At 67.2% G+C, this 26,146-nt stretch carries 26 protein-coding genes; 6 read left to right on the forward strand and 20 right to left on the reverse strand.

Annotation, left to right across the window (positions count from 1 at the left end; genetic code table 11):
* Positions 1-9 precede the first annotated feature (9 nt).
* The 3 genes from L1081_RS18170 to L1081_RS18180 form a co-directional block, all read right to left on the reverse strand.
* Positions 10-477 (reverse strand): PTS sugar transporter subunit IIA, encoded by a 468-nt coding sequence (locus L1081_RS18170; RefSeq protein ID WP_012745567.1) that lies wholly within the window; start codon positions 475-477, stop codon positions 10-12.
* Positions 478-662: 185 nt separating this feature from the next.
* Positions 663-992 carry a ribosome hibernation-promoting factor, HPF/YfiA family gene (gene hpf / locus L1081_RS18175; protein ID WP_012745566.1) on the reverse strand — a complete coding sequence of 110 codons (330 nt, stop codon included), beginning with the start codon at positions 990-992 and terminating at the stop codon, positions 663-665.
* Between the two features lie 315 nt (positions 993-1,307).
* Positions 1,308-3,434, reverse strand: a complete 2,127-nt coding sequence (locus L1081_RS18180; protein ID WP_489413425.1) for a UvrD-helicase domain-containing protein — start codon at positions 3,432-3,434, stop codon at positions 1,308-1,310.
* A gap of 229 nt (positions 3,435-3,663) precedes the next feature.
* Here L1081_RS18180 and corA point away from each other — a divergent pair, with 229 nt between their 5' ends.
* Positions 3,664-4,650 (forward strand): magnesium/cobalt transporter CorA, encoded by a 987-nt coding sequence (gene corA / locus L1081_RS18185; RefSeq protein WP_124958484.1) that lies wholly within the window; start codon positions 3,664-3,666, stop codon positions 4,648-4,650.
* On the opposite strand, the gene L1081_RS18190 is transcribed toward corA, so the two are convergent.
* The 10 genes from L1081_RS18190 to L1081_RS18235 form a co-directional block, all read right to left on the reverse strand.
* A complete protein-coding gene (locus L1081_RS18190) occupies positions 4,643-5,425 on the reverse strand; it encodes a 5'-methylthioadenosine/adenosylhomocysteine nucleosidase (protein WP_489413426.1) in 783 nt (260 codons plus the stop codon). The genes corA and L1081_RS18190 overlap by 8 nt on opposite strands.
* A gap of 3 nt (positions 5,426-5,428) precedes the next feature.
* Positions 5,429-7,069, reverse strand: a complete 1,641-nt coding sequence (locus L1081_RS18195) for an ABC transporter substrate-binding protein (protein ID WP_489413427.1) — start codon at positions 7,067-7,069, stop codon at positions 5,429-5,431.
* Positions 7,070-7,099: 30 nt separating this feature from the next.
* On the reverse strand, positions 7,100-8,134 hold the full coding sequence (locus tag L1081_RS18200) for a dipeptide ABC transporter ATP-binding protein (protein ID WP_489413428.1): 1,035 nt from the start codon (positions 8,132-8,134) through the stop codon (positions 7,100-7,102).
* Positions 8,131-9,165 carry an oligopeptide/dipeptide ABC transporter ATP-binding protein gene (locus L1081_RS18205; RefSeq protein ID WP_489413429.1) on the reverse strand — a complete coding sequence of 345 codons (1,035 nt, stop codon included), beginning with the start codon at positions 9,163-9,165 and terminating at the stop codon, positions 8,131-8,133. Before L1081_RS18205 ends, L1081_RS18200 begins: the two co-directional genes overlap by 4 nt.
* Before the next feature lie 118 nt (positions 9,166-9,283).
* Positions 9,284-10,189, reverse strand: coding sequence for an ABC transporter permease subunit (locus L1081_RS18210; RefSeq protein WP_489413430.1), 906 nt, complete (start codon positions 10,187-10,189; stop codon positions 9,284-9,286).
* A gap of 8 nt (positions 10,190-10,197) precedes the next feature.
* Positions 10,198-11,202: an ABC transporter permease subunit gene (locus L1081_RS18215; protein ID WP_489413431.1), complete on the reverse strand. Its 1,005-nt coding sequence runs from the start codon at positions 11,200-11,202 to the stop codon at positions 10,198-10,200.
* 50 nt (positions 11,203-11,252) lie between these two features.
* A complete protein-coding gene (locus L1081_RS18220) occupies positions 11,253-12,932 on the reverse strand; it encodes a long-chain-fatty-acid--CoA ligase (protein WP_489413432.1) in 1,680 nt (559 codons plus the stop codon).
* A 102-nt stretch (positions 12,933-13,034) separates the two neighbouring features.
* Positions 13,035-14,462, reverse strand: a complete 1,428-nt coding sequence (locus L1081_RS18225) for an NAD(P)(+) transhydrogenase (Re/Si-specific) subunit beta (protein WP_489413433.1) — start codon at positions 14,460-14,462, stop codon at positions 13,035-13,037.
* Entirely contained in the window at positions 14,459-14,788 is a 330-nt protein-coding gene (locus tag L1081_RS18230; protein WP_489413434.1) for a proton-translocating transhydrogenase family protein, read from the reverse strand. Before L1081_RS18230 ends, L1081_RS18225 begins: the two co-directional genes overlap by 4 nt.
* A gap of 24 nt (positions 14,789-14,812) precedes the next feature.
* Positions 14,813-15,943, reverse strand: coding sequence for a Re/Si-specific NAD(P)(+) transhydrogenase subunit alpha (locus L1081_RS18235; RefSeq protein ID WP_489413435.1), 1,131 nt, complete (start codon positions 15,941-15,943; stop codon positions 14,813-14,815).
* Positions 15,944-16,360: 417 nt separating this feature from the next.
* Between L1081_RS18235 and L1081_RS18240 the strand changes: the two genes are divergently transcribed.
* From L1081_RS18240 to L1081_RS18250, 3 genes are all read left to right on the forward strand, one after another.
* Positions 16,361-17,074, forward strand: a complete 714-nt coding sequence (locus tag L1081_RS18240) for a winged helix-turn-helix domain-containing protein (RefSeq protein ID WP_489413436.1) — start codon at positions 16,361-16,363, stop codon at positions 17,072-17,074.
* Between the two features lie 79 nt (positions 17,075-17,153).
* Complete coding sequence (locus tag L1081_RS18245) at positions 17,154-17,588, forward strand: DUF4019 domain-containing protein (protein WP_489413437.1); 435 nt, start codon at positions 17,154-17,156, stop codon at positions 17,586-17,588.
* A gap of 17 nt (positions 17,589-17,605) precedes the next feature.
* Positions 17,606-18,085, forward strand: coding sequence for an NUDIX domain-containing protein (locus L1081_RS18250; RefSeq protein WP_489413438.1), 480 nt, complete (start codon positions 17,606-17,608; stop codon positions 18,083-18,085).
* Between the two features lie 153 nt (positions 18,086-18,238).
* Here L1081_RS18250 and mnmA read toward each other — a convergent pair whose 3' ends face one another.
* From mnmA to L1081_RS18275, 5 genes are all read right to left on the reverse strand, one after another.
* Positions 18,239-19,342 (reverse strand): tRNA 2-thiouridine(34) synthase MnmA, encoded by a 1,104-nt coding sequence (gene mnmA / locus L1081_RS18255; RefSeq protein ID WP_489413439.1) that lies wholly within the window; start codon positions 19,340-19,342, stop codon positions 18,239-18,241.
* Positions 19,343-19,391: 49 nt separating this feature from the next.
* Positions 19,392-20,378: an LLM class flavin-dependent oxidoreductase gene (locus tag L1081_RS18260; protein WP_124958470.1), complete on the reverse strand. Its 987-nt coding sequence runs from the start codon at positions 20,376-20,378 to the stop codon at positions 19,392-19,394.
* A gap of 79 nt (positions 20,379-20,457) precedes the next feature.
* Positions 20,458-21,057 carry a DUF6891 domain-containing protein gene (locus L1081_RS18265; RefSeq protein WP_489413440.1) on the reverse strand — a complete coding sequence of 200 codons (600 nt, stop codon included), beginning with the start codon at positions 21,055-21,057 and terminating at the stop codon, positions 20,458-20,460.
* 11 nt (positions 21,058-21,068) lie between these two features.
* The gene (locus tag L1081_RS18270; protein WP_489413441.1) at positions 21,069-21,368 is read right to left on the reverse strand and encodes a hypothetical protein; all 300 of its coding nucleotides are present in this window, start codon (positions 21,366-21,368) and stop codon (positions 21,069-21,071) included.
* A gap of 55 nt (positions 21,369-21,423) precedes the next feature.
* The gene (locus tag L1081_RS18275; RefSeq protein WP_489413442.1) at positions 21,424-21,804 is read right to left on the reverse strand and encodes a helicase SNF2; all 381 of its coding nucleotides are present in this window, start codon (positions 21,802-21,804) and stop codon (positions 21,424-21,426) included.
* A gap of 357 nt (positions 21,805-22,161) precedes the next feature.
* Between L1081_RS18275 and L1081_RS18280 the strand changes: the two genes are divergently transcribed.
* Positions 22,162-22,875, forward strand: coding sequence for a YebC/PmpR family DNA-binding transcriptional regulator (locus L1081_RS18280; protein WP_369649685.1), 714 nt, complete (start codon positions 22,162-22,164; stop codon positions 22,873-22,875).
* A 30-nt stretch (positions 22,876-22,905) separates the two neighbouring features.
* The gene (locus L1081_RS18285) at positions 22,906-23,334 is read left to right on the forward strand and encodes a GFA family protein (protein WP_526025436.1); all 429 of its coding nucleotides are present in this window, start codon (positions 22,906-22,908) and stop codon (positions 23,332-23,334) included.
* A gap of 12 nt (positions 23,335-23,346) precedes the next feature.
* On the opposite strand, the gene L1081_RS18290 is transcribed toward L1081_RS18285, so the two are convergent.
* Positions 23,347-25,323 (reverse strand): ATP-binding protein, encoded by a 1,977-nt coding sequence (locus L1081_RS18290; RefSeq protein ID WP_489413444.1) that lies wholly within the window; start codon positions 25,321-25,323, stop codon positions 23,347-23,349.
* Between the two features lie 116 nt (positions 25,324-25,439).
* On the reverse strand, positions 25,440-26,012 hold the full coding sequence (locus L1081_RS18295) for a single-stranded DNA-binding protein (RefSeq protein ID WP_489413445.1): 573 nt from the start codon (positions 26,010-26,012) through the stop codon (positions 25,440-25,442).
* Positions 26,013-26,146: the final 134 nt, after the last annotated feature.

Consider the following 26,146-nt stretch of genomic DNA (forward strand, 5'->3'; position numbering starts at 1 on the left):
GCGGGCACTTCAGGCGACTTGCGTCGACTGCCAGCCGGCAATGAGTCCGTGCAGTTCGGCCGCGTCGGTGCTCGACTTGATCTGCTCGCGCAGGTTGGCGTCGCTCAGCAGCTCGGCGATCTCGGAGAGGATTTCAAGGTGCTTCTGCGTGGCCGCCTCGGGCACCAGCAGGAAGATCAGGAGCCCGACGGGCTGCTCGTCCGGCGCGTCGAAGCCGATTGGGTTTGCCAGTTGGAAGACCGCGGCCATGGGAGCCTTGAGGCCCTTGATGCGGCCGTGCGGAATGGCCACCCCATGCCCGAGCCCGGTGGACCCGAGGCGTTCGCGTGCGAACAGGCTGTCGGTGATGAGCGCGCGGCCGAGGCCGTGAAGGCTCTCGAACAGCAAGCCGGCTTCTTCGAAAGCACGTTTCTTGCTGGTAGCGTCAACGCTCACAAGCACTTGAGCGGGCGGCAGGATGGACGCGAGGCGATTCATGGTGGGGGAAGGGCGGGGGCGATTATGCACCCGCTTGGTAAAAACCCCCACTCCCGTTACTTACTTTTTGGCTACATGTTGCCCAGAGGCCTCGCGTCCCTGTCAGTGCCGGTAACAGGAACAGGCAGCAAAAAGCCGCCCGGAGGCGGCTTGTCGGCAAGGGCCGCAGCCCTGCCCGTGGCCTGCTACATCACGCGCTTGGGGGCGGCGTGGTGGTGGTCCTGCAGGCGGTCCTTGTGGCGCACCACCTGGCGGTCGAGCTTGTCGACCAGTTCATCGACCGCAGCATAGAGATCAGCGTGGCTCGACTCCGCGAACATGTCGTTACCCTTGACGTGAATGTTGCACTCCGCCCTTTGGCGGCGTTCCTTTTCCTTCTGCTTTTCCACCGTGAGGAGCACCTTCACATCGACCACCTGGTCGAAGTGCCGTGTGATCCGGTCCAGCTTGCTCGTAACGTAGGTGCGCAAGGCAGGTGTGACGTCGAGGTGATGACCGCTGATCGTCAAATTCATGAATGACCTCCTGAGAATTGACGGTTGGGGAAATGGCCCCGCTCCGGGATGGGGCGTGGCCGGCGAAACAGATATGGGGGTTGGGGAGAAAAGGGGAAGAAGAGAAAAGAAGGGACGGTCGATTCACTATGCCCAAGCTGTCACGGTATTGCAATAGCAGACTTCTCCGGGTGACGGACGCCAACGCGCCATGCGCCACTCACGCTAGCGATTCCATAGCGGCCCGCGCATGCCGGCCCGTCGATGCGGCACGTTGGCAGCAAGTGTTTCAGAGCGTCACCAGCGGTGACCCTGCCAGGCGAAGGGCTTGCCGGCTCAGCTCCAGGCCGCGCGCATGCGGTTGCGCAGGTCGATCACCGCGGCCGGCGGCGGCACCGCGGGCGGGCGCTCGGGCGGCGGCGGCCAGGTCTGCTGCTCGAAGCCCGCAAGATCCGATTCGGAAATGAAGCGCGTGCGGTTGGCATACAGGTGCCGGTCGCCGCGCACGGCCTGCTGCGTCACGTAGAAGCGCTGCGGCACCAGAAGATGCAGGTGGTCGCGCGCCCGCGTCATCGCCACGTAGAGCAGCCGCCGCTCCTCCTCGAGTTCGTGCGCACTCTGCGCCACGTCAGCCGGCAGGCAGCCGTCGACCACGTTGAGCACGTGCACCGAATTCCACTCCTGCCCCTTGGCCGAATGGATGGTCGAAAGAATCAGGTAGTCCTCGTCGAGCGAGGGCGGGCCCGGCTTGTCGCTGGTGGCTTCGGGCGGATCGAGCGTGAGTTCCGTCAGGAAGCGCTCGCGCGAGGCGTAGCCCGATGCCAGCCGCGCCAGTTGCTCGACGTCGCCGCGCCGCACGCCGGAGGGGTCGTCGTAGAGCCGGTCGAGGTGCGGCAAATACCAGCGCACCGCCAGCTCCACATCGGCCGGCCAGGGCAGCGAGGGCTTGCACAGCGCGGCATAGGCGTCGGCAAACACCGCCCATTCCGCGCGTGCGGCCGAGGGCGGCAGGAACTCGCGCACCGCCGCCACCGGATCGGCGGCCTGGTCCATCGCGTCGAGCAGCCGCGCACCGGTGGCCGGCCCGATGCCCGGGATGAGTTGCGTGACGCGGAACCCCGCCATGCGCCCGCGCGGGTTCTCGGCGAAGCGCAGCACCGCGAGCAGGTCCTTCACGTGCGAGGCCTCGAGAAACTTGAGCCCGCCGTACTTCACGAACGGAATGTTGCGGCGCGCCAGTTCCAGCTCGAGCGGCGCGCTGTGCGTGGCGGCGCGGAACAGCACTGCCTGCGACTTGAGCGCAAGGCCGCCCTCGCGGTGCGCCAGCACCTTGTCGGCCACCCAGACGGCCTGCTGCGCCTCGTCGGGCACCAGCACCAGCTGCGGCCGGCCGGCCGAGGGCTTGTCGGTCCAGAGCGTCTTGGCATGCCGCTCGGCCGCCTGCGCAATGACCCGGTTCGAGACATCGAGAATCGGCTGGGTCGAGCGGTAGTTGCGTTCCAGCGTGACCACGCGAGCGGCCTGCGAGAACTGCGACGGAAAGTCGAGGATGTTACGCACCGTTGCGCCGCGAAACGAGTAGATCGACTGCGCATCGTCGCCCACCACCGTCACGCCGCGGCCATCGGGCTTGAGCGCCTGCAGGATCGAGGCCTGCAGCAGGTTGGTGTCCTGGTATTCGTCGACCAGCACGTGGTCGAAGCGCTCGCCCACCAGCGCCGCCAGCGCGGGCTCGGCCACCATGCCGGCCCAGTAGAGCAGCAGGTCGTCGTAGTCGAGCACGTTCTGCTGCTGCTTGGCCTCGACGTAGGCGCCGAACAGGCGCTTGAGTTCGGCTTCCCATTCGGCGCACCACGGAAAGGCCTCGGCCAGCACGTCGGCCAGCGGGGCACGTGTGTTGACGCAGCGCGAATAGATCGAAAGGCAGGTGCCCTTGCGCGGAAAGCGGTTCACGCTCGACGACAGGCCGAGCTCGTGACGCACCAGACCCATCAGGTCCTCGGCGTCCCCGCGGTCGTGAATGGTGAAGTGGTCGTTCAGGCCGATGTGCGCGGCGTATTCGCGCAACAGGCGCGCGCCGATGCCGTGGAAAGTGCCGGCCCAGGGCAGCGCGGGCGGCTTTTCGGATTGGAGCCCGAGCACGCGTGCCAGCACCTGGCCCGCGCGGCGCTCCATTTCCTGCGCCGCGCGGCGCGAGAAGGTCAGAAGCAGCAGGCGCTGCGGATCGACGCCGCCGGCGATGAGGTACGCGACGCGGTGCGCCAGCGTGCTGGTCTTGCCCGAGCCCGCACCGGCGATCACCAGCAGCGGCCGCTCGTCGCGCCCGGTCAGCGTGCCGACGCCGTGCTCGACGGCGGCGCGTTGCTCGTCGTTGAGCGCGGAGAGCGCCGCGGCCAGGCGCTCGGCCTGGGTGGCGCCGGTGGTGCGGGCGGCGGAAAAAGCGGGGAGCGCAGCGGTCTGCATGCCCGCGACTTTACTGTATGTCCATCCAGATCGGCGGGCCTGCCGTCACATGGCCGATGACATAATCGCCGCTCGCTGCAACTGGAGACCGCATCATGGAAACCGCACCGTCTCGGCAGCTTTCAACTCCCGCGTCCTGACGCGCCTCGATCGCTGACACCAGGGCCCGGGGATTGAAAGCACCCCTCCCCTCGCCCCATCGCCTCAGCCATTTCACGGGAGTGAGCCCATGCTCAATATCTTTACGCTCGCCAACGGCCGCCTTGTCCAGGAAGAGATCGAGGCGCTCGAGGAGCTTTCCAAGTTCCAGCCGATCTGGGTCGACCTCGAATCGCCCACGCTCGAGGAAAAGCGCTGGATCAAGCAGTACTACGGCCTTTCGATTCCCGAAGACGCGATGGACGAGGACATCGAGGAGTCGGCCCGCTTCTATGAAGAAGACAACGGCGAGCTGCACATCCGCTCCGACTTCCTGATCGACGACGACGAAGACCCGCGGTCGGTGCGCGTGGCCTTCATCCTGAACCAGCACAACACCGAGCTTCGCAGCCGCGGCGTGCTGTTCTCGATCCACGACGAGGACGTGCCCGTGTTCCGCCTGCTGCGCATGCGTGCGCGCCGCGCGCCGGGCCTCATCGAAGACGCCAAGGAAGTGCTGCTCAAGCTGTTCGACGCCGACGCCGAATACTCGGCCGACACGCTCGAGAACATCTACGACGAACTCGAGATCGCGGGCAAGAAGGTGCTCGAAGGCAACGTGAGCGACGAACTGGCCGGCGAGGTGCTGGGCGCCATCGCGCGCCAGGAAGACTTGAACGGCCGCATCCGCCGCAATGTGATGGACACGCGCCGCGCCGTGAGCTTCATGATGCGCAGCCGCATGCTCAACGCCGAGCAGTTCGAGGAGGCGCGGCAGATCCTGCGCGACATCGAATCGCTGGACAACCACACGGCCTTCCTGTTCGACAAGATCAACTTCCTGATGGATGCGACCGTCGGTTTCATCAACATCAACCAGAACAAGACCATCAAGATCTTCTCGGTGGCCAGCGTGGCGCTGCTGCCGCCCACGCTGATCGCGAGCATCTACGGCATGAACTTCAAGTTCATGCCCGAACTCGACTGGTCGCTCGGCTATCCGTATGCGCTGGCGCTGATGGCAGCGAGCGCGCTGGTACCGATGTGGTACTTCCGCCGGCGCGGCTGGCTCAAGTAGTAGCCGGCATTCCGCTCGGAGGCAGCGTGGCCAGCCACGCATCGACCAAAGCCAGGCTGTAGCGGCTCGCCACCTCGGCGACGAAGCGCGCGAAGTCGCCATGCGCGGCGTCGTCGGCCCGGTCCGAGATGGTCCGCATCGCCGCGAAGGGCGCGCCGTAGTCGTGGCACACCTGCGCCACCGCCGCGCCTTCCATCTCGACCGCGATCGCATCGGGCAGGCTGCGCCGCAAGGCATCGCTCTCGGCGGCCGTCGAGACGAAGCGGTCGCCGCTCACCAGCAGGCCGCGGTGCACCTTCGGCGACCGGAGGCCGAATTCATCGACGGCCGCCTGCCCCACCAGCGCCACCGGATCTCGCAACGCGGCTTCGGCCCCGGCTGCCAGCGCATCGCCCATCGAGGCATCGGCCGCAAAGCGCGAAAGGCCCATGAGCGGCACTTCGTACTTCGGAAAGATCGGCGAGGCATCGAGGTCGTGCTGCAGCAGCTGCGTTGCGACCACCACGTCCCCGACGTTCACGCCCGGCGCGAGCCCGCCGGCCACGCCGGTGAACACGATCGCGCGCACACCGAAGCGTTCGAGCAGCACCGTGGCCGTGACCGCCGCCGCGACCTTGCCGATGCGCGACAGCACGGCCACCACCGGCTGGCCGTGCAGGTGGCCGACCCAGAAGTCGCGCCCCGCGGCGCGCACGCGCTGCTCGTCCGGCATCTGCGCGAGGAGCGCACGGAGCTCCTCGTGCATGGCAGCGACGATGGCGACCGGCGCGCTCACCGCTTACTTGATATCCACGCCGTAGAAGGTATGGCGGCCGAACGGGCTGAGCTTGAAGTCGACAACTTCCTTGCGCACCGGCTTCAGCTGCACCGCATGCGCGATGGTGAACCACGGCGCCTGCTCCTTGAAGATGACTTGCGCCTTCTTGTAGAGCGCATCGCGGTCGGCCTGTTTGGTCGTGCTCTTGGCCTTGAGCACGAGGTCTTCGTACGGCTGGTGGCAGAACTTCGAGATATTGCTGCCGCTGGCCGATTTGGCCGAGGAACAGCCCAGCAGCGTGTACAGGAAGTTGTCGGGGTCGCCGTTGTCGCCGGTCCAGCCGAGCATGCCCATCTGGTGCTCGCCGGCCTGCAGGCGCTTGCGGTATTCGCCCCACTCGAAGCTCTTGATCTCGGCCTTGACGTTGATCTTGGCAAGGTCGGCCTGCATCAGCTCTGCGATGCGTTTGGCGTTCGGGTTGTAGGGCCGCTGCACCGGCATGGCCCAAAGGTCGGTCGAGAAGCCGTCGGGAAAGCCGGCCTGCGCCAGCAGCTTCTTGGCGGCTTCGGGGTCGTACGGATCGTCCTTGACCGCGTCGTTGTAGGACCACATGGTCGGCGGGATCGGGTTCTTCGCGGCCACGCCGGTCGACAGGTACACGCCGTCGATGATCGCCTTCTTGTTGATCGCCATGTTGAGGGCCTTGCGCACGCGCACGTCGTCGAAGGGCTTCTTGGTGGTGTTGTACGAAAGGTAGCCCACGTTGAGGCCTGGCTGCTCGAGCACCTGCACGTTCGCGTCCTTGCGGATCGCGTCGAGGTCGGCCGGGTTCGGATACGGCATGACGTGGCATTCGCCCTTCTGCAGCTTGGCCCAGCGCACCGAGGCGTCGGGCGTGATCGCGAACACCAGGTCGTCGATCTTCGCCTTGCCGCCCCAGTACTGCGGGAAGGCCTTGAAGCGGATGACCGCGTCCTTCTGGTATTGCACGAGGTAGAACGGGCCGGTGCCGATCGGGTCCTGGTCGACCTTCTCGGGCGTGCCGGCCTTCAGCATCGCAATGGCGTATTCCTTCGACTGGATGCCCGCGTACTGCATGGCGAGGTTGGCAAGGAACGGCGCCTCGGCCTGGTTGAGCGTGATCTTCACCGTGTACTCGTCGATGCGGTCCACCGACTTCAGCAGCTTGGGCATGCCCATGTCGTTGAAGTAGGAGTGGTTCTGGCTTGTGACCTTGAAGAAGGGATCGCTCTCCTTCCACTGCCGCTCGAGCATGAAGATGAAGTCGTCGGCATTGAAGTCGCGCGTGGGCTTGAAGCTCTTGCTGGTGCTGTGCCACTTGACGCCCTTGCGCAGGTGGAAGGTGTAGACCGTGCCGTCGGCCGAGATGTCCCATTTTTCGGCGAGGCCGGGCACGACCTTGGTGCCACCGCGCTCGAATTCGACAATGGTGTTGTAGACCTGCGTGGTCACGTCGAACGAGGTGCCGGTGGTGTTCACGCCCGGATAGAAGTTCTCGGGACTGCCCTCCGAGCAATAGACCAGCGTCTTGGCGGACACGGCGCCCGCGCCCAGTGCGAGCACGGCGAGTGCCGCCGGCGCGAGCAGCGCGGCAAGCCTGGGTGAGCGGCGCGAAACGGATGGCTGAGTGATCTTCTTCATGGCAACTCCTTGGGACACGGTTGAAGTGAACTAGGGATTCATCGCCAGGGGCGCGACGAACGGCGGGGACAAGGGCACATCGGCGCTGACCGGCGGCGCGCCATCGAGGAATTTCTCCGCGTAGTGGCAGGCCACCAGGCGCTCGTCGAGCGCGCGCAGCAGCGGCCGCTCCTCGTGGCAGCGCTGCGTCGCGTGCGGGCAGCGCGTGTTGAAGACGCAGCCCGTGGGCGGATCGAGCGGCGACGGCAGCTCGCCCTTGAGCACGATGCGCTGGCTGCTGAGCCCGGGCGTGGACGCCAGCAGCGCCTGCGTGTAGGGATGCAGCGGCCGCTCGAAGATGCGTGCCTTGGGGCCCTGCTCCACCGCATGGCCGAGGTACATCACGAGCACCTCGTGCGCGATGTGCCGCACCACGCCCAGGTCGTGCGAGATGAAGAGATAGGCCAGGCCCAGCTCGGCCTGCAGGTCGGCCAGCAGGTTCAGCACCTGCGCCTGGATCGACACGTCGAGCGCCGACACCGGTTCGTCGGCCACCAGGAGGCGCGGCTCCAGCATGAGCGCGCGCGCGATGGCAATGCGCTGGCGCTGGCCGCCCGAGAACATGTGCGGATAGCGGTTCGCATGCTCAGGCCGCAGGCCCACGCGTGCAAGCATCTCGCGCGCCTTGGCGGCCCGCTCGGGCTTGCCGAGCGCGGTGTTGATGGCGAGCGGATCCTCGAGCACGGCGCTGATCTTCTTGCGCGGATTGAGCGAACCATAGGGGTTCTGGAACACCAGCTGCACGGCCTGGCGCAGCTCGCGCCGGTACGCGGGCGGCGGGTCCACCGCGTCGTGGCCGGCCAGCACGAGCTGCCCGGCCGTGGGCTTCTCGATCAGCGCGACCATGCGCGCGAGCGTCGATTTGCCGCAGCCCGATTCGCCGACCACCGCCAGCGTGCGGCCGCGCTCGATGCGAAACGAAATGTCGCCCACCGCACGCAACTGCGCAGGCGCGCGGAACATGCCGCGCCGTACTGCATAGGTGCGCTGCAGGTTGCGCGCCTCCACGACGACATCGCTGTTCATGGCTGCACCTCCACGGCCTGCGGCCGCGGCCGGTCGGCCTCGATGTCCGCCATCCGCCCCGGCTCGCCGAGCGGGAAATGGCAGCGCACCTCGGCGCCGGGCGGCGACGCAACCGCCCGCAGCGCCGGCCGCACATTGCAGGCCCTGGTCGTCACATAGCTGCAGCGCGGCGCGAACAGGCAGCCGGCCGGCCGGTCGTGCACGCCCGGCACCACGCCCGCGATGGTGGCCAGCCGCCCCTCGGGCGCGGCGCGTTCGGGCAGCGCGGCCAGCAGGGCCTCGGTGTAGGGATGCTGCGGAACCGCGAAGAGCCGGTCGACGCGCTGCTGCTCCATCACCTGGCCCGCATACATCACGGCGATGCGCTGCGCCATCTCGCTGACCACGCCCATGTTGTGCGTGATGAGCACCAGCGCCATGCCGCGCTCCCTCTGCAGCTCGCGCAGCAGGTCGAGTATCTGCGCCTGGATCGTCACGTCGAGCGCGGTGGTCGGCTCGTCGGCGATCAGGAGGCGCGGGTTGCAGGCGATGGCCATCGCGATCATCACGCGCTGGTTCATGCCGCCCGAGAGCTGGTGCGGATAGCTGCCCAGGCGCGACGATGCGGCGGGGATGCCGACCTGCTCGAGCAGTTCGGTCGCGCGCTTCTTCGCCGTGCGCCGGTCCAGACGCAGGTGCAGCCGCAGCGTTTCCATCAACTGGAAGCCGATGGTGAAGCAGGGGTTGAGGCTGGTGGTGGGCTCCTGGAAGATCATGGCCACCTCCTTGCCGACCAGCGCGCGGCGGGCCTTGTCGGAGATGCCGAGCAGTTCCTTGCCCGCAAAGCGCATGTGCTGCGCGCGCACGCGGCCCGGAAAGCCCACGAGGCCCATCAGCGCCATCATGGTCACGCTCTTGCCCGAGCCCGATTCGCCGACGATGCCGAGCACCTCGCCCTCCTCGAGCGTGAGGCTCACGCCGTCGACCGCGTGCAGCACGCCGCCCTGAGTGGGAAACTCGACGTGCAGATCCTTGATGTCCAGAAGACTCATCCCACCCCCAGTCTTCGCGCACTTCGTGTCGCTACGCCAACCCCCTTGCAGGGGGCGATACCTGCGGCCCGGCAAAGCCGGTTCCGCGGTATCTCTGGAATGAGACGGTCAATACTGTTCATCGTTTCAATTTGGGGTCGAGCGCATCGCGCAGGCCGTCGCCGAGCAGGTTGAAGGCCAGCACGGCCGCGAGGATCGCGAGCCCCGGAAAAGTGACGACCCACCAGGCGCGCAGCACGAACTCGCGCGCATCGGCCAGCATCGTTCCCCATTCGGGCGACGGCGGCTGCGCGCCCAGCCCGATGAAGCCCAGCGCCGCCGCATCGAGGATGGCCGTGGAGATGCCGAGCGAGGCCTGCACGATCAGCGGCGCCGCACAGTTGGGCAGCACTTCGCGGAACATCAGGCGCAGCGTGCCGGCGCCGCTCACGCGCGCGGCGGTCACGTAGTCGCGCGAGATCTCGGCAATGACCGCGGCGCGCGTGATGCGCACATAGTGCGGCAGTACGACGATGGCCACCGCGACCATGGCGTTGATCAGCCCCGGCCCGAGGATCGCGACGATCACGATGGCCATCAGCAGGCTCGGCATCGTGAGCACGATGTCCATCAGCCGCATGATCGCGATCTCCAGCACGCCGCGAAAGAAGCCTGCGACGAGGCCGAGCACCACGCCGACGACCACCGACAGCGCCACCACCGCCACGCCGATGGACAGCGACAGCCGCGCGCCGTACATCAGCCGCGAAAGAATGTCGCGCCCGATGGCGTCGGTGCCCAGCAGATAGCTCGCGGAGCCGCCCTGCTGCCATGCCGGCGGCAGCAGGAAGACGGCGCTGTTGGTCTCGTTGGGCGCATGCGGCGCGATCCACGGCGCGAACAGCGCGACAAACAACAGCAGGGCGATGGTGGCAAGGCCGATCACCGCGCCGCGGTTGGCCGAGAAGGCCGTCCAGAACTCGCGCCAGGGACCGGGGGGCGCCGAACCCCCGGCGCTGTTCGAAACTGCGTGTGTCGTTGCCATGGGATCAGTCAGTGCCGGATGCGTGGATTGATGACGCCATAGGTCACGTCGACCAGCAGGTTGACCAGCATCACGATGCCGCCCAGCAGCAGCATGCCGCCCTGCAGCACCGGATAGTCGCGCCGGCCGATGGCCTCGATCAGCCACTTGCCGACACCGGGCCACGAGAAGATGGTCTCGGTGAGGATCGCGCCCGTGAAGAGCACGCCCACCTGCAGCCCGATCACCGTGACCACCGGAATCAGCGCGTTGCGCAGCGCATGCAGCCCCACCACGCGAAGGCGCGAGAGGCCCTTGGCGCGCGCGGTGCGGATGTAATCCTCGCCCAGCACCTCGAGCATGGCCGAACGTGTCATGCGCGCAATGACCGCGAGCGGCACGGTGCCGAGCACGATGGCCGGCAGGACGAGGTGATGCAGTGCCGACCAGAAGGCGCCGGTGTCGCCGGCGCGCAGCGCATCGATCAAGAGGAAGCCCGTTTCAGGCTCGACGAAGTACTGCACCGAGATGCGGCCCGACACGGGTGTCCAGCCCAGCTGCACCGAGAAGAACAGGATCAGCAGCAGCCCCCACCAGAAGATCGGCATCGAATAGCCAGTGAGCGAGGTGGCCATCACGCCATGATCGAAGATGGAATTGCGCCGCACCGCCGCCAGGATGCCCGCCGGCAGCCCCAGCAGCAGCGCAAAGACGATCGCGCACGCCGCAAGCTCGACCGTGGCGGGGAACAGTGCGAGAAACTCGTTGGCGACCGATTCCTGCGTGATGAGCGACTTTCCGAGATCGCCATGCAGCACGCGGCCGATGTAGATGCCGTACTGCACGATCACCGGCTTGTCGAAGCCGTAGGCCGCGCGCAGCTGGGCATGGCGCTCGGGATCGATCCCGCGCTCGCCGGCCATGGTTTCGATGGGATCGCCCGGCACCAGCCGGATCAGAAAAAAAGCAAGCAGCGTCATGCCGACGAAGGTCGGCACCAGCAGGCTCACGCGCGTGAGGAGGAAGCGAAGCATCGACCCGCAATATGCAAGATCGATGCCGCGGCCCTACCCGGGCCGAACCCTTACTTCTTGACGTCGCGCAGCTCGCGCCGCAGGATCTTTCCGACCGGCGTCTTCGGAAGCTCGGTACGAAACTCCACGGTTCGAGGCTGCTTGTAACCCGTAAGGTTTGCTCTGCAGTATTCGCGCACCTGCGCTTCGGTCAGCGACTCGTCCTTCTTGACGAGCACCAGCTTGACGGCCTCGCCGGTCTTGTCGTCGGCCACGCCGACCGCCGCGCATTCGAGCACGCCCGGAATCTGCGCCACCACGTCCTCGATCTCGTTGGGATACACGTTGAAGCCCGACACCAGGATCATGTCCTTCTTGCGGTCGACCACCTTGAAGTAGCCGCGCTCGTCGACCATGCCGATGTCGCCGCTCTTGAAGTAGCCGTCGGGCGTCATGACCTTGGCGGTTTCGTCGGGACGCTGCCAGTAGCCGGCCATCACCTGCGGTCCCTTGATCGCGATCTCGCCGGGCTGGCCCGGCGGCACTTCGCGGCCCTCGTCGTCGAGCAGCTTGAGCCAGGTGCTCGGCAGCGGCAGGCCGATGGTGCCGGTGTAGGCCTTGCTGTCGGTGGGGTTGCAGGTGGCCGAGGGCGAGGTTTCGGAAAGGCCGTAGCCCTCGCAGATCGGGCAGCCGGTCTTTTCGAGCCAGAGCTTCGCGACCGCCGCCTGCACGGCCATGCCGCCGCCCACCGACACCTTGAGGTTCTTCCAGTTGACTGTGTTGAAGTCAGGATGGTTGGCCAGCCCGTTGAACAGCGTGTTGACTGCGGGGAAGCTGTGGAACGTGTGCTTGGACAGTTCCTTCAGCACGCCCGCGAGGTCGCGCGGATTCGGGATCAGGATCAGCTTGCCGCCCGTGCGCATGTTCAGCATCATGCCCACGGTGAAGGCGAAGATGTGATAGAGCGGCAGCGCGCACACGCTCGTGGGTTGCTCGCCCGCTGGCACCTGCGCCATCGCGGGTTCGTTCCAGGCTTCGGACTGCAGCACGTTCGCAATGACGTTGCGGTGCAGCAGCACCGCGCCCTTCGAGACACCGGTGGTGCCGCCGGTGTACTGCAGCACGGCCACGTCGTCGGGGCCGATGGCCGGCACCTGCAGGGTGCGGCCCGCGCCCTGGTCGAGCGCATCGTTGAAGCGCACCGCGCCCGGCAGGCTGTAGTGCGGCACCAGCTTCTTCACGTTGCGCACCACGTAGTTGACGAGCGCGCCCTTGAGGAAGCCGAGCCGGTCGCCCATGGCGGCGAGCACGATGTGCTTGATCGGCGTGGCCGCGATGCACTGCTGCAGCGTGGTGCCGAAGTTCTCCATGATGACGATGGCCTTCGCGCCCGAGTCCTTGAGCTGGTGCTCGAGCTCGCGCGGCGTGTACAGCGGATTCACGTTCACCAGGATCAGGCCGGCGCGCAGGATGGCCGCGACCGCGATCGGGTACTGCGGGCAGTTGGGCATCATGACCGCGACGCGGTCGCCCTTGGCCAGCCCCAGTCCCTGCAGGTAGGCGCCGAAGGCCTTGCTGAGCTTGTCGGTCTCCGCATAGCTGACGTCCTTGCCCATGAAGCTGTAGGCCGTGCGGTTGGCGTGCTTGGCAAAGCTCTCCTCCATGAGCCCGACCAGCGAGGAATACTGCGAAGCGTCGATGTCGGCGGGCACGCCTTGCGGATAGCTGCTGAGCCAGGGGCGGTCGGTCATGGTTGTGTCTCCTCGGAATCGCATGTTTTGAAACGACAGCGGCGCACAAGTGGCGCCGCGGTGATGATCTGACCCGCACTGCGCGCGGTGCGGACCTTGGGCCTATTCGATGGCCTTGCCCATATCTTCCACTACTTTCTTCGCATCCCCAAAGACCATCATGGTCTTGTCCATGTAGAAGAGCTCGTTGTCCAGGCCCGCGTAGCCCGCGGCCATGGAGCGCTTGTTCACGATCACCGTCTTGGCCTTGTAGGCCTCCAGGATGGGCATGCCATAGATCGGGCTGCCCTTGGTGAGGGCGGCCGGGTTCACCACGTCGTTGGCGCCCAGGATGATCGCCACGTCGGCCTGGCCGAACTCGCCGTTGATGTCTTCCATCTCGAACACCTGGTCGTAGGGCACCTCGGCCTCGGCCAGGAGCACGTTCATGTGGCCCGGCATGCGTCCCGCCACCGGGTGGATCGCGTACTTCACGGTGATGCCCTTGTGGGTGAGCTTCTCCGCGAGTTCCTTCACCGCATGCTGGGCGCGCGCCACCGCCAGGCCGTAGCCCGGCACGATCACCACCGTCTCGGCATTGCCCAGCACGAAGGCCGCGTCGTCGGCGCTGCCGCTCTTGACCGGGCGCTGCTCCTTCGCGCCGCCGGCCGCGCTGACTGCTTCGCCGCCGAAGCCGCCCAGGATCACGTTGAAGAACGAGCGGTTCATGGCCTTGCACATGATGTAGCTCAGGATCGCACCCGAAGAGCCCACCAGCGAGCCGGCCACGATCAGCATCGCGTTGTTCAGGCTGAAGCCGATGCCCGCGGCCGCCCAGCCCGAGTAGCTGTTGAGCATCGACACCACCACCGGCATGTCGGCCCCGCCGATGGGGATGATGATGAGCACCCCCATCACGAAGGCCAGCGCCAGCATCGCGAAGAAGGCCGGCCAGCTTTCGGTGAACATGAACACCAGCCCCAGGCCGATCATGGCCAGGCCGAGCACCAGGTTGAGCATGTGCTGGCCCGCGAACTGCACCGGCGCGCCCTGGAACAGCCGGAACTTGTAGGTGCCCGACAGCTTGCCGAAGGCGATCACCGAGCCGCTGAAGGTGATGGCGCCGATGGCCGCGCCCAGGAACAGCTCGAGCCGGTTGCCGGCGGGAATGGGCGCGCCCTTGGCGATGCCTTCGAGCATGGCCGATGGCTCGACCACGGCCGCGACCGCGATGAACACCGCCGCCAGGCCGATCATGCTGTGGAAGAAGGCCACCAGCTCGGGCATCTTGGTCATCTCGACCGTCTTGGCGCGGTAGGCGCCGTAGCCGCCGCCGGCCACCAGCCCCAGCAGCACCCAGGCCAGGCCCGTGAGCTGGCCGCCGGCCAGCTTGTAGATCAGCGCGCCGGTGGTGACCACCGCGATGGCCATGCCGGCCATGCCGAAGAGGTTGCCGCGGATGGACGTGGTGGGATGGCTCAGGCCCTTCAGGGCCTGGATGAAGCAGACGCTGGCAACCAGGTACAGCAGCGTGACGACGTTCATGCTCATTGGGAGCCTCCCGTTTCGGCCTTGGGTGCGGCCTTCTTCTCTTTCTTCTTGAACATCTCGAGCATGCGCCGCGTGACCAGGAAGCCGCCGAAGATGTTCACCGCCGCGAGCGCCACCGCGAGCACGCCCATGGTCTTGCCCAGGGGGGTTTCGGTGAGCGCGGCCGCCAGCATGGCGCCCACGACCACGATGGCCGAGATCGCGTTGGTCACGGCCATCAGCGGCGTGTGCAGCGCGGGCGTGACGGTCCACACCACGTGGTAGCCCACGTAGATGGCCAGCACGAAGATGATGAGGTTGATGACGGTATGGGAAACGGGATCCATGATTTCTTCTCCTCGCGTGACCGCTTATTGCTTCGTGACCTGGCCGTCCTGCGCGACGCGGCAGGCGGCGACGATGTCGTCCTCGAGGTCGATCTTCAGGCCGCCCTCCTTGGTGACGATCAGCTTGAGGAAGTCGAGCACGTTGCGCGCATAGAGCGCCGACGCATCGGCCGCCACCAGCGCCGGCAGGTTGGTCTCGCCCACGATGGTCACGCCGTGCTTGACCACCGTCTTGTCGGCCTCCGACAGCGGGCAGTTGCCGCCGACGCCATCGGCGCCCTTGCCGGCCGCGATGTCGACGATCACCGAGCCGGGCTTCATGGCCTTGACCATGTCCTCGGTGATGAGCGTGGGCGCCGCGCGTCCGGGAATGAGCGCGGTGCTGATGACGATGTCGGCCAGCGCCACGCGCTTGGCCACCTCGACCTGCTGACGCGCGAGCCAGCTCGGGGGCATGGGCCTGGCGTAGCCGCCGACGCCGACCGCGGCTTCCTTCTCTTCGTCGGTGTCGTAGGACACTTCGATGAACTTGCCGCCGAGCGATTCGATCTGCTCCTTCACGCTCGGGCGCACGTCGGAGGCCTCGATCACCGCCCCCAGGCGCTTGGCGGTGGCAATGGCCTGCAGGCCGGCCACGCCCACGCCCAGGATGACCACCCGCGCCGCCTTCACGGTGCCGGCGGCGGTCATGAGCATCGGGAAGAAGCGCTGGTACTTGTCGGCCGCGATCATCACGGCCTTGTAGCCGGCGATGTTGGCCTGCGACGAGAGCACATCCATGCTCTGGGCGCGGGTGGTGCGCGGCGCCGCTTCGAGCGCGAAGGCCGTGAGGCCGGCCGTGGCCAGGCGCTGCAGGCCGGCCGCATCGAAGGGGTTGAGCATGCCGATGACCACGGTGCCAGGCTTCATGAGCGCGGTTTCGGCATCGCTGGGCGTGCGCACCTTGAGCACCATGTCGGCCCCGAAGGCGCCCGCCGCGTCGGTAATTTCGGCCCCGGCGGCCTGGTAGGCGGCATCGGTGACGCTGGCTGCAATGCCGGCCCCGGACTGCACGCGCACGGTGTGCCCGGAAGCGGCCAGTTTCTTCACCGTCTCGGGCGTTACGGCCACGCGGGTTTCGCCGGCCATTGTCTCGGCAGGCACGCCTATCAGCATAGAGATCTCCTCAGGGCAAGGGCAATACGGGAACGCGGCCAGAGCTTACAGCAAGATTACGGCTGCGCTGTCGCCAAAATCCACCGCCTGTTCGCGGCTTGATGACCGTAGTCATTGCATGTGTAGCTATATAAATGGTAGCGAAGCCAGCGGCATCGCAACGGGCACACCCGTACATCGGTTGTTTCCCCGGCACCCGAGACCCGCGCTTCGAGGGGCCCGGCTGTCCACCATCGGCGTCCGGCAACCCTTGTCGTCAACTAGCACGCATTTGTTTGCAATTGACATCAACTTCAAGAAAGATACCTTCATTTCGTGCATTAGTTACGCGAAGGCTTTTTTCACAAGACGCAGATAGATACACTTCTTTCACTCGAAAGCCCGCAGAGGCACATTCGGCAGGAAGAAGGGGATGGAATGCGTATTGCAGTACTTGATCACGAGCCCGATCAGCTTCAGCTGATCGCCCAGGTGATGTCGGGGCTCGGCCACGAATGTCACTCGTACACCGAAGGGCGTCCTTTGCTCCAGGCGCTGCGCCGGCAAACCTTCGATCTTCTGATCCTCGAATGGAACCCGCCGGACATGCGCGGCATCGAGCTCGTGACGACCGCCCGCAACGAGCTGCGAAGCCGCGCGCCCATTCTTTTCGTGACCACCACGCGCGACGAGACCGCCGTGGTCGAAGGACTCAATGCGGGTGCCGACGACTTCATGGTCGCGCCGGTTCGCGCCACCGAGCTCGAAGCCCGCGTCAATGCGCTGCTGCGCCGGTCCTATCCTGCGCAGCACGAGACCGAGCTGGTGTTCGGCCCTTATCACTTCTACCCGCCCGCGCGCGTCCTCAAGGTGAATGGCGCGACGGTCGAGCTGAAGAACCGCGAATACGCGCTTGCGCTGTTCCTGTTCCAGAACCTCGGCCGGCTGCTGTCGCGCGAGCACCTGCACGAGGCGGTGTGGGGCGTTGGCACGGCGGCGCTGTCGCGGTCGCTGGACACCCACGTCTCCCGCCTGCGGACCAAGCTGGGCCTCGGGCCCTCGAGCGGCTTCCTGCTGCTGGCCATTTATGGGCTGGGTTACCGGCTCGAAGTGGTCGACGCCAGCACGCACCCCGACAGCCTCGTGCGCTGAGGCTCGCCGGGGAATCTCCGCCCCGATACGGGCTCCAAACGGCTTCGGGCTCCTGTGGGCCTCACAAGGAATGAAGCCGATGAAAGTTCTCACGAGGCTGCTGCTGGCCGCCGTACTGTGCTGGGGCGCCTTCGGCACGGCCGCCGCGCAGGACGTGGAAGCCAGCGACATGGTGCAGGGCGGCATGCAGGCCATCCGGATGATCGACCAGGGCAAGACCGGCGAACTCTGGGACGGCGCCACGGCCGCCACCCGCAAGCGCATCGCGCGCGCCGACTTCGCCGCCAAGGTTTCCAGCAGCCGTTCGCCGTTGGGCGCGCCGCTGCAGCGCACCTGGGTGGCGGTCAACCGCCGGGCCGTGGCCGACCCTGATGCCGAAACGGCCGGCCAGTATGTCAGCATCGAGTACGAGACCCGTTTCAGCAACAAGCCGGATGGCACCCTGCGCGAACTCGTGAGCTTCCATCTCGATCGCGACCGCATCTGGCGCTTCAGCGGCTACATGCTGCGTTGAATCAAGAGCCCAAGACCATGACGACTCCGCGCTGGAAACCCAATGTCACCGTGGCCGCCGTGATCGAGCAGGACGGCCGCTTCCTGCTGGTCGAGGAACACACCGCCCAGGGGCTCAGGCTCAACACCCCGGCGGGCCACCTCGACCCGGGCGAATCGCCCATCGAAGGCTGCGCCCGCGAAGCCCTCGAGGAAACCGCCCACGCCTTCACGCCCACCGCGCTGGTCGGCATCTACATGGCGCGCTCGAGCCACCGAACCGGCAGCAAGGAAGACGTGACCTATTTGCGCTTTGCCTTTGCCGGCACGCTCGGTGCGCAGGAAGCGGGGCGCGCGCTCGACGAAGGCATCGTGCGCACGGTCTGGATGAGCGCCGACGAGATCCGCGCCTGCGTGCCGCGGCACCGCAGCCCGCTGCTGCTGCAGTGCGTCGAGGACCACCTGGCCGGCAAGCGGTATCCGCTCGACCTGATCCACGTCCACGAATCGGTGCGCTGACCTAGGGCCTGTTAACGCTATGGAAGGGGTCGCGAAGCTCGCCACAGCCCGCCCATCAAGGCGCGTGACGCCGTGCGTGCGTCCGCACGCGCAAGGAACGCAACACCGAGGGGCGGGCTGTGGCGAGCTTCCCTTCCATAGCGTTAGCAGGCCCTAGACGATGACCCCGCCGCCAAGGCAGCGCTCGCCGTCGTAGAGCACGGCCGACTGCCCCGGCGTGACGGCCCATTGCGGCTCGCCGAAGCGCAGGCTGAAGCCGGCCTCGGCGCCGCCTTCTTCCAGCTCGCAGGCCGCATCGGCCTGGCGGTAGCGCGCCTTCGAGCCGTAGCGGCCCGGCGCGGGCGCCTCGCCCGAGACCCAGCTCGCGTCGCCGGCCGCGAGCGCCGAGGACAGCAGCCAGGGATGGTCGTGGCCCTGCACCACCCAGAGCGTGTTCTTCTCGACGTCCTTGCGTGCCACGAACCATGGCGAATGGTCGCCCGAGCCGCGCTGCGCGCCCTTTTCCTTGACGCCGCCGATGCCCAGTCCCTGGCGCTGGCCCAGCGTGTAGAAGCTCAGGCCCTGGTGCTCGCCGAGCTTGCGGCCGCGGTCGTCCTTGATGGGGCCCGGCTCCTTCGAGATGTAGCGGTTGAGGAATTCGCGGAACGGCCGCTCGCCGATGAAGCAGATGCCGGTCGAATCCTTCTTCTTCGCATTGGGCAGGCCGATCTCTTCCGCGATGCGGCGCACTTCGGTCTTGTGCAGCTCGCCCACGGGAAACAGCGTCTTCGACAGCTGCGCCTGGTTCAGCCGATGCAGGAAATAGCTCTGGTCCTTGGAGGGGTCGAGCCCCTTGAGCAGTTCGTGCCGGCCCGTGGCCTCGTTCAGCCGCACGCGCGCGTAGTGGCCGGTGGCGATCTTCTCGGCCCCGAGGCGCATCGCGTGGTCGAGGAAGGCCTTGAACTTGATCTCGGCGTTGCACAGCACGTCGGGGTTTGGCGTGCGGCCGGCCTTGTATTCGCGCAGGAACTCGGCGAACACGCGGTCCTTGTAGTCGGCCGCGAAGTTGACGTGCTCGATCTCGATGCCCAGCACATCGGCCACGCTGGCGGCATCCACGAAGTCGATGTTCGACGAGCAATATTCGCTGTCGTCGTCGTCTTCCCAGTTCTTCATGAAGATGCCGACCACCTCGTGCCCCTGCTGCTTGAGCAGGTGCGCCGTGACCGCGGAATCGACCCCGCCGCTCAGTCCCACCACGATCCGTTGCTTTGCCATAAGCCCGCCATTGTCCCAGCCCGGCGCCCGGGCGGCCGGCGTGGGGGAATCAGGCCTGGCTGCGCAGGCCGGCCAAGAGCTCGTAGGAGCGCAGCCGCGCCGCGTGGTCGAACACCTGCGAAGTGATCATCAGTTCGTCGGCGCCGGTGCGCTCGATGAAAGCCTGCACGCCTTCGCGCACGCGGGCGGGCGAGCCCACGGCCGAGCACGACAGCACCGAATCGAGCAGCGCGTTCTCGGCCGGGCCAACCTTCTGCCGATAGCCCTCGACCGGCGGCGGCAGGCGCCCCGGCCGGCCGCTGCGCAGGTTCACGAAGGCCTGCTGCCACGAGGTGGCGCGAAATTCAGCCTCTTCGTCGGTGTCGGCCACGAACACGTTGAAGCCCAGCATCACATGGGGCTTCTGCAGCTGCGCCGACGGCTTGAAGGTCTCGCGGTAGATCTGGATCGCCTGCATCAGCTGCTGCGGCGCGAAGTGCGAGGCAAAGGCATAGGGCAAGCCGAGGTGCGCAGCCAGCTGGGCGCCGAAGGTGCTCGACCCGAGGATCCACACCGGCACCTCGAGTCCCGCGCCCGGCACCGCGCGCACGGGCTGCTGCGGCGCCTTCGACATGAAGTCCATGAGCTCGACCACGTCCTGCGGAAATTGGTCGGCATCGGATTCGAGGTTGCGGCGCAGCGCGCGCGCCGTGCGCTGGTCGGAGCCGGGCGCGCGGCCCAGACCCAGGTCGATGCGCCCCGGATACAGCGACTCCAGCGTGCCGAACTGCTCGGCGATCACCAGCGGCGAATGGTTGGGCAGCATCACGCCGCCGGCGCCGATGCGGATCGTCGAGGTGCCGGCGCCCACGTAGGCGAGCAGCACCGCGGTGGCCGCGCTCGCGATGCCCGGCATGCCGTGGTGCTCCGCGAGCCAGTAGCGCCGGTAGCCCAGCTTTTCGCCGTGCTGCGCGAGCGAAAGCGAGTTGCGGAACGACTGCGCGGCGTCGCTGCCTTCGGTGATGGGGGAAAGGTCGAGGATCGAGAACGGGATCATGGGCCGGATGATGGCGCGATCCGGCGATCCCTGCTCATGCAAGCCATTGCGCGCTCTGCTAGGGCTGGCCGTGGCCCGGCTACGGGCTTCGCTTGCGCCACTGGCCCAGGTCGGCCTCGATGCGCTCGTTGATGTTGCCGCTCCACTGGGCTCCGAAGCCGGCCGCGCGCAGCAGCTCGACGATGCGCCGGCCGACTGCGACGGTGTTGGCCTCGCGCTGGTCGATCTCGGGAATCATGCCGCCGCTGAACGCCAGGTAGAGGCGGCCGGTGCGCACGGCGGCGTCGAGATCCTGCGCGTGATAGAAGCAGCAGCCGCGGATGCCCGAGGCGAGCCGGCCCGCGGCGCGCCACTGCTCGCGCACGTCGTCATGGCCGTCGGCCAGCGAGTTGCCGGCGCGGTGCAGCGCAATGATCTTCTCGCTGCGCAACTGGGCGAACACCGCTTCGAGCCGGTCGTATTCGGTCTGGGCGGGCCAGGAAGCCTCTGCGGCGCGCTTGGCGGCGCAGGCGCGCGCCGCCTCGGCCTTGACCCAGGCACGGTCTTCGGCCGTGAGCTCGTCGGGGTCGAGGTACTCGTCGGTGATCATCCATTCGATGTCGCCGTCCTGGTAGAAGCCGCACCACGCGAGCCCGTGAATGCGTGCGCGCGTGTCTTCGGGGTCGAGCGTGAGGGCCATGCGGGCTCGGTTCAACCTGCCAGGCACACGAAGGCATCGGCTTCAAGGCGGCCGGCAGCGTCTTTCAGAACCAGGGTGCAGCTCACGTTGTGGGTATCTTGCGGATGGGAGGCCATCAAAGCCGCGTCGGCCAGCCCCGCCGCGGCGGGCACCATCGTACCGGGCTGCGGCCCAAGCTCGGTGTCCGCCCGTGGAGGCGGCGGCCGATTTGTAAGGTGAAAGCATTGGCCTGCGTGGCGAATCAACCACAACCACGCCCGGGCCGCGGCCACCGCGTCCGGGCCGGCCAGCACGGCAAAAAGCCGGCCCATGCTTTCGCATGACCGGCTTTTTGAGGACTGGCGCTCGCCGAGCGCCGGGGCCGTTTTACAGCGGCAGTGCGTCGCCGCGGGCCGCGGCGCGGGCTGCGGCGCGCACCGTGGCGCGGTCCACCGTGCTCGCGACGATCGGGGCCACGCCCGACGAGGCGCCTTCGGCGTACGGATCGGCGCTGCGTGCGGCGGCCACGGCTTCCGCACGGACCGCGTCGCGGCTGTTCGACGAAACGAGCACCTGGGCCGGACCTGCATTGGCACCGGTGGCGTACGGGTTGGCGCTGTGCGCGGCAACCACGGCCTGGCCGGCGACGTCGGCGCGGCTGGCGGCGGAGGTCAGCTGATGCACGCCTTCGTAGGTTTCGGCGTGGGCGGCACCGGCGACGGCCATGAGGGCAACAGCAACGGCGGAGAGGATCTTCGAGGCGGTCATTTTGATTTCCTTCAATTCAGTTCAGTTTTGACTTTGGATGATTTCGAACCGGTCTTGGGTGGGTCACCGCCCCTCTTCTGGGGGGCGGCCACCTCGCTCGGGGCCCTGTTCACCCAGATCGGCTTGGGGGCCGGTCTGTGAGATGAATTGTGCGCCGTCTTCTACGTAAAAACCCTTAGCAAAAGGAACCACGGCGTTCACGGAAAGGAAACAATCCCACCGCCAAAGGCCAGGAGCCGGGGCCACGGAGGCACCGGCCTTCGCGGATTGGAAAAAACTGCCGCCCTCAAGCGCTGCGGCTAAAGTAGCTGCCCCAAACGGCCCATCCAGCCACACACAACACAAGGAACATCAGCCATGGGCGCACAGTGGAAAGCAAAGCACAAGGACCTGGCGGCCAATGCCAAGGGCCGCCTGTTCGGAAAGCTGGCCAAGGAAATCATGGTGGCCGCGCGCAGCGGCGCCGATCCGGCCTCCAATGCGCGCCTGCGGCTGGTGGTGGAGCAGGCCCGCAAGGTCTCGATGCCCAAGGACACGCTGGACCGCGCCATCAAGAAGGGCGCGGGGCTCACGGGCGAGGCGGTGCACTTCGAGCATGTGATCTACGAAGGCTTTGCGCCGCACCAGGTGCCCGTGATGGTCGAGTGCCTGACCGACAACGTGAACCGCACCGCGCCTGAAATGCGCGTGCTGTTCCGCAAGGGCCAGCTCGGCACCTCGGGCTCGGTGTCGTGGGACTTCGACCATGTGGGCATGATCGAGGCCGAGCCCTCGCGTGCGGATGCCGATGCCGAAGTTGCCGCCATCGAAGCGGGTGCGCAGGACTTCGAGGCGGCCGGCGAAGGCGGCGCCACGGTGTTCCTGACCGACCCGACCGACCTCGACCTGGTGAGCCGCGCGTTGCCGGCCCAGGGCTTCACCGTGCTGTCGGCCAAGCTGGGCTACAAGCCCAAGAACCCGGTCGATCCGGCCAGCCTCAGCGCGGAGCACCTCGAAGAGGTCGAAGTGTTCCTCGCGGCCATCGATGCGAACGACGACGTGCAGAACGTGTTCGTGGGTCTGGCGGGCTGAGCCGCTGCCTCTCGTTCGATGGACAGTCCGGTGAGCAGCCCCGAGAACGCGGCCCCCCGCACGCTTGCCGGCCAATGCCTCTGCGGCGCCGTTCGTTACACCGTGGCCGACGAGTTCGCCTATGCGCTGAACTGCCACTGCGCCGACTGCCGGCGCGCGACCGGATCGGCCTTCAAGCCCTTCGCCGGCATCGAGCGGCACAAGCTGGCCCTTGCGCAAGGCCAGGATGAACTCCTGGTCTTCGGCGAGCAAGACGCCGGCAATGTGCACTGCTGCCATTGCGGCTCGCTGCTCTACTCGGTGGTGCGCGACGGCCTGTTCGTGCACGTGACCCTGGGCACGCTGGCCGACGACCCTTCGATCCGACCGCGCGCGCACATCTTCGTGGGCTCGAAGGCGCCCTGGTTCACGATCACCGACAACCTGCCCCAATACGCGGGCCACGCCGACGCCGGTTGAACCCCGGCCTGGCTACGCCGCCCGCCCGCCGCGCTTGAGCGGCAGCCAGAGCGTGAACAGCGTGCCTCCCGGCCCCGAGCGCCACGAGACCTCGCCCCCGACCGCCAGCGCCCGGCGCTGCTGGTTCTGCATGCCGCGCCCGCCGGCGCCGGCCAAGGCCTTCTCGACGTCGAAGCCCTGGCCGTTGTCCTCGATGCTCACCCGCACGCCCGATGCCTGGCGCTCGGTGCCCACCCGGATCTCGGTGGCGCGGGTATGGCGCAGCACGTTGGCGATGCTCTCCTGCACGATGCGCAGGATGTGCAGCGCGCTGGTCGGGTCGAGCCAGCCCAGCGCCGGCAGCTCCTGCACCTGCCATTGCAGCGCCACGCCCGAGCTCTCGAGCCGCGGGCCGAGGCGGTAGCGCAGCGTGGCCAGCAGCAGCAACAGGTCGTCCTCGAGCGGCTCCATCGAATCGATGGTGAGCTTGAGGTCGTCCAGGCAGCTCTTGAGCACCTGCGAAACCTTGTCGTCGCTCATGCTGCCGCCCTCCACGGAGCGGATGGCACTGATCAGCGAGGAGCCCAGCCCGTCGTGCATGTCCTGCATCAGGCGCTGGCGCTCGTCGCTGATGGTCTGCTTCCTCTCGACCTCGCGCAGCCGCTGGTGGCTGAGCTCGAGCTCGGCTTCGCGCGCCGCAAGGCGCTGGGCCAGGCTGGCATTGACCCGCTCGACCTCGGCAATGGCATTGACGTAGCGCCGGTACAGCATCACCCCGAACACGCTGAACGTGACCGCATTGGTGTAGGCGCCCAGGTACCAGCCCTCGGGGCTCACGAAATTGTTCTGCAGCAGCCAGTCGGACACCCCCAGCAGCACGCACATGCCGATGCCCACCGCCACCAGCCGCCCCTCGCTGGAACGGCGCCAGGCGCTGACGCCGCCCACCAGCGCCACGGCGGCGCCCATCAGTGCCGCGCCGAGGTAGATCAGCGGCGTGACCTGCGGCGTGTTCCTCAATATCGCCAGGCCCGGCAGCGTCAGCACGCCGATCAGCGCCGTCCATGCCACCACCGCAAAGGTCAGCCACCTGAGCGGACGGCCGTGCAACTGGCGCAGCGCGAAGTGCACCACCGCCACCAGCCAGAACAGCGAGTTGACCGTGAGCCAGGCGAACCAGTCGTTGGCGATCGGAACGCCGACGGAGAAATGCAGGCTGCGCAGGAAGGACGTGGTCGCCAGGTTGAAGAAGAGCAGGTAGCCGGTTTCGTGGCTGCGCCTGAACCACACGAACAGCGCGAACACGCCCACCGCCATGAAGGCCGCGCTGAGCATGGCCGGCAGCTCCTGCTGCAGCCACTGCCGCGTGCGATGGCGCACTTCCAGCGCTTCGACGGGGCCCAGCCACAGCGATGAAACCGCCACCTGCGCGCCACGCGTGTGCTCCATCCGCACCAGGATCTCGTTCAACGGCTCGCCGTCGGTCGTCTTGCCCAGCAGCACCCACAGCGGCGTGCGGGTGCTGTTCCACAGCGGGCCCTGCACCTGCGCGCGGTGGACCAGCCGCCCGTTGGCATACACCGCGATGGTGCCGTCGGTCTTGATGCGCGCCCCATAGAGCGCGAGCGGCGCCGGCGTGTCGGGCAGGCCGCGTGTGGAAAGCCGCAGCCAGGTGATGCGGGTCGCGCCGGTCGACACGCTGCCGTCGGCCTGGCGCAGCAGCGCAATGGGCAGGGCCAGCGGCAACTCGACCGGCTGCCAGGCGGAAGGCAGGGCCTTGCTGTCCACGGCAAGCGGCAGCGCACGGAAGCCGGGTGCGTCCTGCACCTGCCAATCGGCCTGCGTCAGGTGCAGCGCCGCGTTGTGCTGCGCGGCGTCGGTCGTGCCGAAAAAGGCGGCCATGGCCACCAGCAGCGCCACGGACGCGGCGAGCACCACGTTCGCCCAGAACGATGCAAAGCGGTATCTGGAGAAATGTTCGAGCAGCCGGCGCGCAGATGCGAGGCTCATCCGCGTGCGGCCTGCCCGGTCCGGCTCAGGAAACATTTGCCGCGAGCAGCTGCGCCCCCGGCAAGCCGCGCGGCTGAAGCAGCGATGGAACGGCTTCAGCCACGGTGCGATTCAACTCAGAACGGAATGTCGTCGTCCATGTCGTCGAAGCCCGACGACGACTTGGCCGGAGCCTGGCGCGGTGCCGGCGCCGGAGCGCGCGGTGCCGCGGCCGGTGCACGGGGGGCATAGCCGCCACCGCCGCCGCCGCCGCCGCCACCACCGCCGGCGCCTTGCGAGTAGCCGCCGCCACCACCGCCGCCCTGCGAGTAGCCGCCGTCGTCCTCGGGACCGCCCGAGGGGCCGCCCTGGCCCTGGCGGCTGCCCAGCATCTGCATCTGGTCGGCGCGGATTTCGGTGGTGTATTTTTCGATGCCGTCCTTGTCGGTCCACTTGCGCGTGCGCAGGCTGCCTTCGACGTACACCTGCGAGCCCTTGCGCAGGTACTGGCCGGCAATTTCGGCCAGGCGGCCATTGAAGACGATGCGGTGCCATTCGGTGGCTTCGCGCATTTCGCCGCTTTGCTTGTCTTTCCAGCGATCGGTGGTGGCCACGGTGACGTTCGCGACCTGGTCGCCGCTCGGGAAGGTACGCATTTCGGGGTCGCGCCCCAGATTGCCGACGACGATGACTTTGTTGACCGATGCCATATGCACTGCCCCTGATAAGTAGATGAAGGAGAAGGAGGAAGAGAACCCTAGATTGTGCCCGATGCCGGCCGGCCGGACCCCTTTCGAAGCGCCGCTTCCGTAAAACCGCCGCAACCCGCCCGCTCGCCATGAAA

Source organism: Variovorax sp. MSC1_012, from assembly GCF_023667525.1.
Taxonomy (GTDB): Bacteria; Pseudomonadota; Gammaproteobacteria; order Burkholderiales; family Burkholderiaceae_C; genus Variovorax; species Variovorax beijingensis_B.

Bases quoted from the DNA above. Each gene is read 5' to 3' on its own strand.
- L1081_RS18170 (WP_012745567.1), bottom strand. From the start codon at position 477: ATGAATCGCCTCGCGTCCATCCTGCCGCCCGCTCAAGTGCTTGTGAGC.
- hpf (WP_012745566.1), bottom strand. From the start codon at position 992: ATGAATTTGACGATCAGCGGTCATCACCTCGACGTCACACCTGCCTTG.
- L1081_RS18180 (WP_489413425.1), bottom strand. From the start codon at position 3,434: ATGCAGACCGCTGCGCTCCCCGCTTTTTCCGCCGCCCGCACCACCGGC.
- corA (WP_124958484.1), top strand. From the start codon at position 3,664: ATGCTCAATATCTTTACGCTCGCCAACGGCCGCCTTGTCCAGGAAGAG.
- L1081_RS18195 (WP_489413427.1), bottom strand. From the start codon at position 7,069: ATGAAGAAGATCACTCAGCCATCCGTTTCGCGCCGCTCACCCAGGCTT.
- L1081_RS18200 (WP_489413428.1), bottom strand. From the start codon at position 8,134: ATGAACAGCGATGTCGTCGTGGAGGCGCGCAACCTGCAGCGCACCTAT.
- L1081_RS18205 (WP_489413429.1), bottom strand. From the start codon at position 9,165: ATGAGTCTTCTGGACATCAAGGATCTGCACGTCGAGTTTCCCACTCAG.
- L1081_RS18210 (WP_489413430.1), bottom strand. From the start codon at position 10,189: ATGGCAACGACACACGCAGTTTCGAACAGCGCCGGGGGTTCGGCGCCC.
- L1081_RS18215 (WP_489413431.1), bottom strand. From the start codon at position 11,202: ATGCTTCGCTTCCTCCTCACGCGCGTGAGCCTGCTGGTGCCGACCTTC.
- L1081_RS18220 (WP_489413432.1), bottom strand. From the start codon at position 12,932: ATGACCGACCGCCCCTGGCTCAGCAGCTATCCGCAAGGCGTGCCCGCC.
- L1081_RS18225 (WP_489413433.1), bottom strand. From the start codon at position 14,462: ATGAGCATGAACGTCGTCACGCTGCTGTACCTGGTTGCCAGCGTCTGC.
- L1081_RS18230 (WP_489413434.1), bottom strand. From the start codon at position 14,788: ATGGATCCCGTTTCCCATACCGTCATCAACCTCATCATCTTCGTGCTG.
- L1081_RS18235 (WP_489413435.1), bottom strand. From the start codon at position 15,943: ATGCTGATAGGCGTGCCTGCCGAGACAATGGCCGGCGAAACCCGCGTG.
- L1081_RS18240 (WP_489413436.1), top strand. From the start codon at position 16,361: ATGCGTATTGCAGTACTTGATCACGAGCCCGATCAGCTTCAGCTGATC.
- L1081_RS18245 (WP_489413437.1), top strand. From the start codon at position 17,154: ATGAAAGTTCTCACGAGGCTGCTGCTGGCCGCCGTACTGTGCTGGGGC.
- L1081_RS18250 (WP_489413438.1), top strand. From the start codon at position 17,606: ATGACGACTCCGCGCTGGAAACCCAATGTCACCGTGGCCGCCGTGATC.
- mnmA (WP_489413439.1), bottom strand. From the start codon at position 19,342: ATGGCAAAGCAACGGATCGTGGTGGGACTGAGCGGCGGGGTCGATTCC.
- L1081_RS18260 (WP_124958470.1), bottom strand. From the start codon at position 20,378: ATGATCCCGTTCTCGATCCTCGACCTTTCCCCCATCACCGAAGGCAGC.
- L1081_RS18265 (WP_489413440.1), bottom strand. From the start codon at position 21,057: ATGGCCCTCACGCTCGACCCCGAAGACACGCGCGCACGCATTCACGGG.
- L1081_RS18270 (WP_489413441.1), bottom strand. From the start codon at position 21,368: ATGGGCCGGCTTTTTGCCGTGCTGGCCGGCCCGGACGCGGTGGCCGCG.
- L1081_RS18275 (WP_489413442.1), bottom strand. From the start codon at position 21,804: ATGACCGCCTCGAAGATCCTCTCCGCCGTTGCTGTTGCCCTCATGGCC.
- L1081_RS18280 (WP_369649685.1), top strand. From the start codon at position 22,162: ATGGGCGCACAGTGGAAAGCAAAGCACAAGGACCTGGCGGCCAATGCC.
- L1081_RS18290 (WP_489413444.1), bottom strand. From the start codon at position 25,323: ATGAGCCTCGCATCTGCGCGCCGGCTGCTCGAACATTTCTCCAGATAC.
- L1081_RS18295 (WP_489413445.1), bottom strand. From the start codon at position 26,012: ATGGCATCGGTCAACAAAGTCATCGTCGTCGGCAATCTGGGGCGCGAC.